At 45.1% G+C, this 9,149-nt stretch carries 12 protein-coding genes; 10 read left to right on the top strand and 2 right to left on the bottom strand.

Features of this window, described 5'->3' with window-relative positions:
• Positions 1-189: 189 nt before the first annotated feature.
• On the bottom strand, positions 190-756 hold the full coding sequence (locus Q0R35_RS04450) for a DUF3611 family protein (protein WP_295614874.1): 567 nt from the start codon (positions 754-756) through the stop codon (positions 190-192).
• A 332-nt stretch (positions 757-1,088) separates the two neighbouring features.
• Here Q0R35_RS04450 and Q0R35_RS04445 point away from each other — a divergent pair, with 332 nt between their 5' ends.
• Positions 1,089-1,487, top strand: a complete 399-nt coding sequence (locus Q0R35_RS04445) for a PadR family transcriptional regulator (protein WP_295614872.1) — start codon at positions 1,089-1,091, stop codon at positions 1,485-1,487.
• Between the two features lie 226 nt (positions 1,488-1,713).
• Positions 1,714-3,225, top strand: coding sequence for a DASH family cryptochrome (locus tag Q0R35_RS04440; RefSeq protein WP_295614870.1), 1,512 nt, complete (start codon positions 1,714-1,716; stop codon positions 3,223-3,225).
• A 49-nt stretch (positions 3,226-3,274) separates the two neighbouring features.
• On the opposite strand, the gene Q0R35_RS04435 is transcribed toward Q0R35_RS04440, so the two are convergent.
• The gene (locus tag Q0R35_RS04435) at positions 3,275-3,730 is read right to left on the bottom strand and encodes a Fur family transcriptional regulator (protein WP_295614876.1); all 456 of its coding nucleotides are present in this window, start codon (positions 3,728-3,730) and stop codon (positions 3,275-3,277) included.
• A gap of 452 nt (positions 3,731-4,182) precedes the next feature.
• Here Q0R35_RS04435 and Q0R35_RS04430 point away from each other — a divergent pair, with 452 nt between their 5' ends.
• The 8 genes from Q0R35_RS04430 to Q0R35_RS04395 all read left to right on the top strand — a co-directional run bounded on the left by Q0R35_RS04430 (position 4,183) and on the right by Q0R35_RS04395 (position 8,907).
• On the top strand, positions 4,183-4,413 hold the full coding sequence (locus tag Q0R35_RS04430; protein WP_295614868.1) for a chlorophyll a/b-binding protein: 231 nt from the start codon (positions 4,183-4,185) through the stop codon (positions 4,411-4,413).
• Positions 4,414-4,743: 330 nt separating this feature from the next.
• The gene (locus Q0R35_RS04425; RefSeq protein ID WP_295614867.1) at positions 4,744-5,562 is read left to right on the top strand and encodes a hypothetical protein; all 819 of its coding nucleotides are present in this window, start codon (positions 4,744-4,746) and stop codon (positions 5,560-5,562) included.
• A 123-nt stretch (positions 5,563-5,685) separates the two neighbouring features.
• Positions 5,686-5,895 (top strand): hypothetical protein, encoded by a 210-nt coding sequence (locus Q0R35_RS04420; protein ID WP_295614865.1) that lies wholly within the window; start codon positions 5,686-5,688, stop codon positions 5,893-5,895.
• Between the two features lie 283 nt (positions 5,896-6,178).
• Positions 6,179-6,937: a sterol desaturase family protein gene (locus Q0R35_RS04415; protein ID WP_295614863.1), complete on the top strand. Its 759-nt coding sequence runs from the start codon at positions 6,179-6,181 to the stop codon at positions 6,935-6,937.
• The gene (locus tag Q0R35_RS04410) at positions 6,924-7,205 is read left to right on the top strand and encodes a hypothetical protein (RefSeq protein ID WP_295614861.1); all 282 of its coding nucleotides are present in this window, start codon (positions 6,924-6,926) and stop codon (positions 7,203-7,205) included. Before Q0R35_RS04415 ends, Q0R35_RS04410 begins: the two co-directional genes overlap by 14 nt.
• 238 nt (positions 7,206-7,443) lie before the next feature.
• Positions 7,444-7,722 (top strand): hypothetical protein, encoded by a 279-nt coding sequence (locus tag Q0R35_RS04405; protein WP_366944821.1) that lies wholly within the window; start codon positions 7,444-7,446, stop codon positions 7,720-7,722.
• A 64-nt stretch (positions 7,723-7,786) separates the two neighbouring features.
• The gene (locus tag Q0R35_RS04400) at positions 7,787-8,404 is read left to right on the top strand and encodes a signal transduction histidine kinase (STHK), LytS (protein ID WP_295614857.1); all 618 of its coding nucleotides are present in this window, start codon (positions 7,787-7,789) and stop codon (positions 8,402-8,404) included.
• A 38-nt stretch (positions 8,405-8,442) separates the two neighbouring features.
• Positions 8,443-8,907, top strand: a complete 465-nt coding sequence (locus tag Q0R35_RS04395) for a BON domain-containing protein (RefSeq protein WP_295614855.1) — start codon at positions 8,443-8,445, stop codon at positions 8,905-8,907.
• Positions 8,908-9,149: the final 242 nt, after the last annotated feature.

Genomic DNA, 9,149 nt, shown 5'->3' with positions numbered 1-9,149 from the left:
AAAGTTGAAAGTTGAAAGTGGATAGATCTGTAGGTTGGGTTGAAGAATGAAACTAGAGCATACTCACCCAAAGTTCCTTTCATCCATTAGACGACGTTTTCATCGGCTCAGTTGCTTCTATGGAGAATCGAGCCGATACTCTACATTCCTGAAGCGCGAAGTACAAATCTCCCAACTCCACGCTCTCACTTACTTATTAAGTTGATTTAATAACCACAGTGCGCTGACAATACCGATAAAATGGGCGGTAATCGTGTGCGTGTTACCCAGTACGATCAAAATATCGAGCGGTTGAATAATTTTACTCAACGCATCGGGGCTGAATACAGCAAACGATGTCATCGAAGATAATGATTTACCCAGCAGCGTACCGGAGATCGATTCAGCAGCCAAAACGCTCGATCCCATGCCGACGATCGAAGATATCAAACCCCACTGCACCAGCTTGATTGTATCGGCTTTTTTGGGACGAAGATCGGGATTTTTGAGCTTGCGGGAAGTTAAGACATAGCGAAACGACCAGTAAACACTCACATATAATACCAGCAAGCCACCCAATGTAAAGATCAGACTCCCACCAGTCCCCGGATTTCTCGCCCCCGTACTGGCAAACGGAATCGCGAACAGAAAAATTAGACTCGATACTACAGCCAAAACGAGTTGCAGCCAAAATCCCGCCCAGCCGACCCGCCGGAGTTGGCTGGCAATTTTCCGAACGGTTTGCGGGGTGTTACCGTTAATTTCTAGGTCTGACATGAATATTAATTAAGAATTTGATAAGAAAGTAGAATAATTGTCGCTTGATGTAAATTGGATGAGTTAAGCTAAAAACTGGGTATCTATAAATTTGCTCTAAACAATTTGTTAGTCTCAACACCATAAAAATTGTTTTCCGGTCTGGTTGTAACAGATTTATCTCAACCCGCTTTTTTCTCAATACTCGATTCTCCCTAAGCGCAAAGCGCAGGCTCTCGGTTACGCGCAGCGTTCCGCTCCGAATGAGGCTACGCCAACGATCGACGTTACATTTAGCTTGACGGCTAAATGAAGATGAAATCGAACACCAATATTATAAGGTGGTAACAGCTATGAACTTTGAAGATATCTACTGCTTTTTCCGCAATCCACCACCACTGTATCTAAATCAGGAGTTGGCGGTTTGCTATATTCTCGATATTCTGCTCCAGGGCGATTCTTACGGTACTGAATTGATTGCTAGATTGGAGCATGAATCTTCAACCTATCGGCTCTCAGACACCGTTTTATATAGTGCAATTAAGTTTTTAGAAGCTAATGGTACTATTGTCGGCTACTGGAAAAAAGTTGAAGGTCGCGGTCGTCCGCGTCGGATGTATCAAATAGATGGTGATTGGACGAATAAAGCCCAGGAACTCGCACATTTCTGGAAACAATATTCCGATCCTCATTTTACACGCTCTGAGAACATTGCCGTTTTTGATAGTCGATCGCTATCGATCGGTAATTAAGGATTGGAGCATCGGGATAAGGCTAAAAGCTCGATCTAACTTATTAATGCAATTGCTCTATCATACCAAAGGTCAGGCTGCTCTAACGCGGAGCGTCTGCCTTGGCAGATGGATTTTTTCAAGCCGCAGGTATCGTACCTGCTTTTTTTATCGATCGGATGTGTTAGCTTAAATTGTGGCACCGATGTAAATCGACTGTTACTCTCTACTGTCTACTGGTTTAAGAATGGCTACCAAACGGATTTTGCTCTGGTATCGTAACGATTTGCGTTTGCACGACCATCAACCATTAACTCAGGCTCTCAAACAGGGTGCCAGTATCATTCCATTATACTGCTTCGACGATCGCCAGTTCGATCGAACGCCGTTTGGTTTTCCGAAGACGGGTGCGTTTAGAGCGCAATTTTTACTCGAAAGTATTACCGATTTACAGCACTCATGGCAAACTCGCGGGAGCGATTTGCTAATTCGGCGCGGATTACCCGAAGTCATTATTCCTGAATTAGTCGAGCGATTGGGCATTACCGATGTCTACTATTATCAAGAAGTTACCGCCGAAGAAAATGCGGTAAGCACCACATTAACAGCCGCCTTAAAGGCGATTAATGTCAATAGTCAATCTTTTTGGGGTCAGACACTCTATCATCTCCAAGATTTACCGTTTGGATTGCCAAATATTCCCGAATTATTTACCAAGTTCCGTAAAGATGTCGAACGCGATAGTCAAATTCGACCCGCTTTACCTACTCCGGCAAATTTACCGCCACTCCCCGCAGATGTAGATCGAGGAAGTATCCCCAGCCTAGCCGATTTGGGTCTAGCAGCACCCCCAGTTGACTCGCGCGGCGTTTTGGCATACCAAGGCGGCGAAACGGCAGGAATCGCCCGATTAGACGAGTATATCTGGCAACGCGATCGATTGCGGATCTATAAAGAAACTCGCAATGAGATGTTAGGTGCCGATTATTCTTCAAAATTTTCAGCTTGGCTGGCGTTAGGGTGTCTGTCGCCAAGCTATATTAATGCTCAAGTAGAGAAGTACGAAGACGAACGAGTTGAAAATGATTCGACTTATTGGTTGATTTTTGAGTTGTTGTGGCGAGATTATTTTCGGTTTATTTGTGCTAAACATGGAACGAAGATCTTTAAAAGATCGGGACTCCAAGGTGTCGATCTCGATTGGAAACAAGATTGGACGAGATTCGATCTCTGGCGGGAGGGCAAGACGGGATTTCCGTTAGTAGATGCCAACATGCGCGAACTAGCAGCAACGGGCTACATGTCTAATCGCGGTCGTCAAAATGTGGCTAGTTTCCTGACTAAAAACCTGGGTATCGATTGGCGGATGGGTGCAGAATGGTTTGAATCGTTGCTAATTGACTACGATGTTTGTAGTAATTGGGGCAATTGGAACTATACGGCTGGTGTTGGTAACGATGCGCGTGGTTTTCGCTTTTTTAATATTATCAAACAGTCCAACGATTACGATCGCGAGGGTAAATACGTCAAACATTGGTTGCCAGAATTAGAGGGTATTCCAGCCGCTAAGGTTCACGAACCCGGTAAGCTTTTACCTGTCGAACAAGAACGTTTTGGTGTCAAGATTGGAGTCGATTATCCGCAGCCTGTCGTTGATTTATTTAAGTCTGCGCGCTCTAACGAAGTTATCTACAATCTCGCTTTTAATATCTCGAATAGTTCTAGCGATCGACCCGTTCCCAAGCGTCGCTCTAAGTAGGTAAACTTAGGGAATGGGGAACATAGCTATTATGTAGATTCCCCATTCCCTAATTTGCTGATACGATCGACCGCTGACAACTCGGACAAACGGCATGGATTGTCAATTGGCAGTCGAGTAGATGGTATCCTTCCTTTTTAGAAGTTTTATCGCCGATTTTGAGGACAGACTCATTCTTAAATTCGATCGTTTGGTTGCACTTAACGCAGATCAGATGGTGGTGATGGTGGTATGGCTGATTTATTTCATAATGCTTATGATCTTCGGCTAATTCTAGTTCGCGTAAAATCCCCATCCGCGCCATCAGTTTGACAGTACGATAGATAGTAGACAAGCTAATATCGTGTCCTTCTGTATGAAGCAGTTCGCACAGTTCCTCTGCGCTCAGATGTTTGCCTGCTGCTAAGTTTTGAAAGATATTTAGAATGACCTCTCGTTGGGGTGTAAGTCGCCAACCCCGTTCGTGCAATTCAGCTTTGAGAGAGTCTGCTGTGTAGAATGACATGCTCATCACCCAGTTTAGATCGTTGATTACTATCATATCCGATCTGATGTTCCATTTGCAAGAAGCAAGTCTTATTGAGAATAACTCTCTTTTAAAATTAGGTTTTAGGTTTTAGATTTTAGGTTTTAGGTTTTAGGTTTTAGGTTTTAGCGAAGATCTACCCACCCCTCCAGGGAGGGGATTTTTACTCATTACTCATTACTTCTTACTCCCATCTCCCATCTCCCATCTCCCATCTCCCCTCTCCCCTCTCCCCATCGGTTATGGAAAATATTTAAGAACTCATCCGATTGGGAGATATGCTGCCTTAAACTCCAATGATAAGATTTGTATAGATGAGTGAGTTGAGCGTACCTAGTAGTGATACTGCTAACCCAACAACTGGGGAGAGTGACCGCGACTTGCAACCATCGAGCTAGTTATTATTACCCACCACAATTTGAGTGACTATCATGGCAACTTCTACTCCTTCTACTAATCCTAACAAAACTTCTCTATCACCCGATCGTAATGAATGGCGTTGGGGCTTTACACCTCAAGCAGAAATCTGGAATGGCCGTTTTGCAATGCTCGGATTTGTAGCTGCGTTATTGACTGAATATTTTTCCGGGCAAGGCGTTTTGCACTTCTATAATTTGATGCACACCGTCACCAACACCGTCACCAACACCGTTGTGCGTTAGATCGATCGAACTTGCTACATACCACTAGTATAGTCAATCAGATCGCCAAGACAGCGATCGACACAGTTGATATTTAGAAACAGCTCTAACTTTGAGGCTGACTCTAAATTGAAATCTAAATGGCTAGATCTAGGGGGGTGGGGTTTCGCCTCATCCCCCTTTGGTATTAAGGTGCTACATTTCTCGCGAGATTTAAATCAAAGTTACGAGGTATCGGTAGCCCAATCGGGGAGCCAGCACCGATATCGATCTAAATGGCGATCTCCACCTAGATCGAGTGCCCATTTTACGCCAGCAGATTCCCGATTGTGAACTCTCGGAAGTAAATATATGACCGTAACAAATGTCGAAAATGCACGCCCCGCCGCAGATCTAGAAATCGACAGCTCCCTGGTTAAGCGCATCAGCACGCTCAAGTATTACCAGCTTGCTTCAATGACACCACCGCATAGCGTTTATTTTCGCCGGATGGAAGCAAGAATGCTGGAATTACAGAAATATCATAAAATCAGCCAAGAGTATATCTTGCCGATTCCTTATCTGTGCCAGGTTTATCATCTGCTCGATCTCAAACATCTAGAGCTAGTACATAATGTCAGTCTCAAGGGTTTAAAAGTCGGTAACGTTAGCGAATTTGTAGAAACCAGTAGCGGCGGTAGTGTCAAATTCAAAACTACCCTCAACCCCACGCGCAATCTGCTGAAAATGTGGAGACAGCCAGTAGTCGAAGCCGAGTTGACTCTCCATACTCCCTACACGATCGAATTGAGCATTCCTGTCTACAAAGAGCGGAAGATCGCGATAATTTTTAATATGTTGCCACTTGGCGATAATATTCACAAATTATTTATCGATATCTATACCGATTTAGCACTTCCCAAGCCGATCTTACAAGTTATCTTACATTGTGCTGCCTGTCTGACGCTATTTGAAGATCTGCCCTATCTGCACAGACTTGCTAACGGAAATTTACATCGCAAGGTCAAATCTAATAAAGTTTCTAACTCTGATACTATGAAACTTTTTAAGCGGTTTGTAGATTTGTATGGTTCGAGCTTCGAGGAACCCGGCTCGATTGGTGCAGTCGAACTCCACCCTCGCTCGGACGTTGGCGTAGCCGCTGCTGGACGCGAGCATCAAGCAATTTAAACTTTACCCGCTCTACATCGACCATATTTCTTAGTCCCAAGCTGTTACCAGAAATCTACGATGTTTGTGCCTACTATATTAGAGCTGGTTTCATCTATTTACTCAGTGACATTTGCAATCTGTATGTCACTGAGTCTTGTCTACTTCACTTGGTCGAGCTGGAACACTTTCCAAAAAGACTGGCTCCATCTCAAAAAGCTGCATCAAATTCCCTGCGATCGATGTGTCTTTTATACAGGTGAATATTATCTTAAATGTACCGTTCATCCCCACAAAGCCTTTCACGAAGAAGCGATCGACTGCACCGATTATCGCAGTGTGAAAAGTGAATAGTGAATAGTGAATAGTGGATACTCCTTACTCCTTACTCCTTACTTCTTACTCCCATCCCCTCTCTACCCATTGACATCGATCGAAATTTGAGAGTTCATCCACTTGGTAGAAAGTAGTATATGGGTGAAACTGGTAAGATTCGGTCAGATCGTTGGCGTAGTTAGACCGTTGCAAAGTGTTCCCCCGCCTGAATTTTGACTCACAAAATCGGAGCGGTTGCAACTAGTGTAACGCGAACTTATCCAGTCTGGCGATCGCCATTCATTTTTAAGGAGAAACTAAATTGACTCATTACTCATTTGAGTTCTATGGATTCACCTTTTTTGGGATTATTTTGGCACGATATCTAATTTTTGCGGGGGGAACGCAGTTACTGTTAGATCGAGTGGGGAGGCAAAGTGTTAGCTCTGCGGCGATTGTCAATCGGTTTGGGCTGACATCAGCCACGATGGGGGATATCAAACTGGCAGTACTTTCTGCTGCTGTGTTCGCGATCGGTGCGGCGGCGATTGCGACAGCAACCCAAGCGGGCATCACGCGCATCTACTTAGACATCCACCAATATCCAGTGTGGTATCTGGTAGGTAGCTATGTTATCGCGATCGTCTTGCAAGATGCCTACTTTTATTTCATCCACCGACTGTTTCATCACCGTTTATTATTCCGGTGGTGGCATCATGGGCACCATCGATCGCATCCACCGACACCTTGGACATCTTTTGCTTTCGATCCGCCAGAAGCGGTCGCTCATGCCTTATTTTTAGTCGGAATTTCGTTATTACTGCCACTACACCCGATCGCGATAATTGCCATTCTCAGCACTATGACAGTATGGGCAGTTGTCAATCATTTAGACCCCGATACGCTCCCGATTGATTTTCCGCATCATTGGTGTGGTCGCTGGTTTACAGGCTCCGCCCACCATGCGATTCACCATCGCCAATATGGTTTACATTTCGGGCTGTACTTTACCTTCTGGGATCGACAGCTCGGCACCCAATCACCCAAATACACACAGGAGTTTGCTGATGTTACTCACTGAATTGAATGTTGATGACCTCGATACCCTGACACACTTTCGAGTCGAGCGGTTTCTGCACTTTTTTGCCACTAGTTTGCCGAGTTGTTTGATTCAACTCAATGGTTACCAGATGCTGGAAATCCATTGCCCTAGTACTGAAATTATTGACGATCTGCTGGATGATTTGGAAGAATTGTGCGATCGGGCGTGGCTGATTCTGGGTGTACATTCACTCTCTTTGTATTTTGGTGAAGAAGAAATATTATGTACCAATACTTATTTTCGATAGGAAACGTGTTCTCTATCAATAGGTAGAGTTCGCTATTAATAATCTCCCGATTATCTAGCTCGATCGACAGAGCCATAAATGAATATTTCAGTAGATGCCTCAAATTGTCACGTTTGATAATATTGGGCTATTGCGATCGATGTAGAAAGCGATATTTCAGTTCCTAATCTAGCAAGTTAAAAATCAGATGAAAACAGATACAACTCCGACTAATCCATCACAGGAAAAAGAAACAAACATGTTGGCAGCCGAAGAGCGGGAAGCTGCCAAGTCTTATGATAAACCTACCCCCGATAGTTACGACCCCAATATTATTCCGGCTGAGACCGCAGCTAGAAAAGAGCGAGAAGGTGACGATTTTAAACGTTTACCCCAGCATCCACCCGGATCGGAAAGCCTCGATACCACAGGCGGTTTCACAGTTGACAAAGAAGGATTAGTAGACAACTTTGCGGTCGAACCTGAAATGTATTATGAAACTCCCGGCGATGCTGAAACCCAAAGCGATCCGGAATAAGTAACATCTAAATTTGATGTTGTTTACTAAATTCACCCACAACTAAAAAAATCGAGGAGCAAATATGATATTACACAAACGTGGAATCGGCATCTTTTCAACTTATCAAGCGGCTGAAACTGCTTTAATTCAATTAGAAAGTACGGGCTTTCCGATGGATCGCGTATCAGTGATCGGTCGCGATATGGATCGCAAGGTTGAAGTTACTGGTGCAAAAACTAGCGATACATTAGCAGACCTCGGCAACGAAGCAGATCGCCACAATAAAGCTGCCGAAACTGCCAAAAATGGTGCGATCGCAGGTACCACTTTTGGTGGTGTGGCTGGTTTATTAGTCGGCTTGGGCGCATTAGCAATTCCGGGTGTCGGCCCAGTGATGCTGGCAGGTGCCGCTGCGACCGCACTCGCGACTACAGCTACAGGTAGTGCGATCGGTGCTGCTGCTGGCAGTCTGACAGGTGGTTTGGTTGGTTTAAATATTCCTGAAGAGCGGGCAAATGTCTATAGCGATCGGGTAGGGCATGGGAACTATTTAGTGATGGTAGAAGGCTCTGAGGCAGAACTAGAGCGGGCTGGATCGATTTTTGCCAAAGGTGGCATTCAGGAGTGGTCTGGCTACGATTTACCCACCGATCCCGCTCGAATCGCCACTCCTGTTAAGACTGAATATCTCGAACACTAACCGCATCGAATTCCAGAACTAAATTAAATGAGGGCAATATGAATCAAAATACTACACCCAGCTTTATGCAGCCGTTAGTGTTGAGCATCTTGCTAGCAACGACAATCTCTGCGTGCAGCACTGCTAAAACGTCATCTGACGCGCCCGACAGTACGAATGGTACCGGACAAACTACCAAAACCGAAGGTACGAAGAGTACCAAGGATGATGCCCAAGATCCGATTCGCAAAAAGCAGATCGAATCAGATATCCGAGCGCGCGAACAGCGCAATAATATCGGTGGCAATCCGGTAGTACGTAGTGGAGAAGATTTAGCAAGTGAGGTGCGGGGAAAGTTAGAAGCAAATATTCCCAACAGTAAGCTGAGTGTCGATGCCAAAGATGCCACTGTCACGGTATCGGGATCTGTGGCTAACCAAGCTCAACTAGACAAGATTAAACCATTGGCACTGCAAATTAAAGGTGTCAAAAATGTCTTAGTCAAAGCGGCTGTCAAGCCATAATGGATCCCCCTGTCTTGTCGGTTTTTTACATCACGGGGGAACCCCAGAATCAAACCGCCGCTGTCTTGTCTTGACACACACAACTGGGAGGGAACCTCCCAGTCGATGCGTCGCTGTCTCGCATAATCCGGGAGGGAACCTCCCGGCTGCGAGCCGCTAAATCCCCCTTCAAAAGCGGATGCGCGCACCGTCCTTTGTTCCCCGACAGTGAAGCGCACCAAGCGGGGGACTTCCGGATCCGG

The organism is Chamaesiphon sp. GL140_3_metabinner_50 (assembly GCF_025361915.1).
GTDB lineage: Bacteria > Cyanobacteriota > Cyanobacteriia > Cyanobacteriales > Chamaesiphonaceae > Chamaesiphon.
Note: the sequence above shows the minus strand (reverse complement) of the source record. Positions and strands in the feature narration are given on the sequence as shown.

What these genes read in the sequence shown, in the direction of transcription:
- Q0R35_RS04450 (WP_295614874.1), bottom strand. Translation starts at nt 756, where the DNA reads ATGTCAGACCTAGAAATTAACGGTAACACCCCGCAAACCGTTCGGAAA.
- Q0R35_RS04445 (WP_295614872.1), top strand. Translation starts at nt 1,089, where the DNA reads ATGAACTTTGAAGATATCTACTGCTTTTTCCGCAATCCACCACCACTG.
- Q0R35_RS04440 (WP_295614870.1), top strand. Translation starts at nt 1,714, where the DNA reads ATGGCTACCAAACGGATTTTGCTCTGGTATCGTAACGATTTGCGTTTG.
- Q0R35_RS04435 (WP_295614876.1), bottom strand. Translation starts at nt 3,730, where the DNA reads ATGTCATTCTACACAGCAGACTCTCTCAAAGCTGAATTGCACGAACGG.
- Q0R35_RS04430 (WP_295614868.1), top strand. Translation starts at nt 4,183, where the DNA reads ATGGCAACTTCTACTCCTTCTACTAATCCTAACAAAACTTCTCTATCA.
- Q0R35_RS04425 (WP_295614867.1), top strand. Translation starts at nt 4,744, where the DNA reads ATGACCGTAACAAATGTCGAAAATGCACGCCCCGCCGCAGATCTAGAA.
- Q0R35_RS04420 (WP_295614865.1), top strand. Translation starts at nt 5,686, where the DNA reads ATGTCACTGAGTCTTGTCTACTTCACTTGGTCGAGCTGGAACACTTTC.
- Q0R35_RS04410 (WP_295614861.1), top strand. Translation starts at nt 6,924, where the DNA reads ATGTTACTCACTGAATTGAATGTTGATGACCTCGATACCCTGACACAC.
- Q0R35_RS04405 (WP_366944821.1), top strand. Translation starts at nt 7,444, where the DNA reads ATGTTGGCAGCCGAAGAGCGGGAAGCTGCCAAGTCTTATGATAAACCT.
- Q0R35_RS04400 (WP_295614857.1), top strand. Translation starts at nt 7,787, where the DNA reads ATGATATTACACAAACGTGGAATCGGCATCTTTTCAACTTATCAAGCG.
- Q0R35_RS04395 (WP_295614855.1), top strand. Translation starts at nt 8,443, where the DNA reads ATGAATCAAAATACTACACCCAGCTTTATGCAGCCGTTAGTGTTGAGC.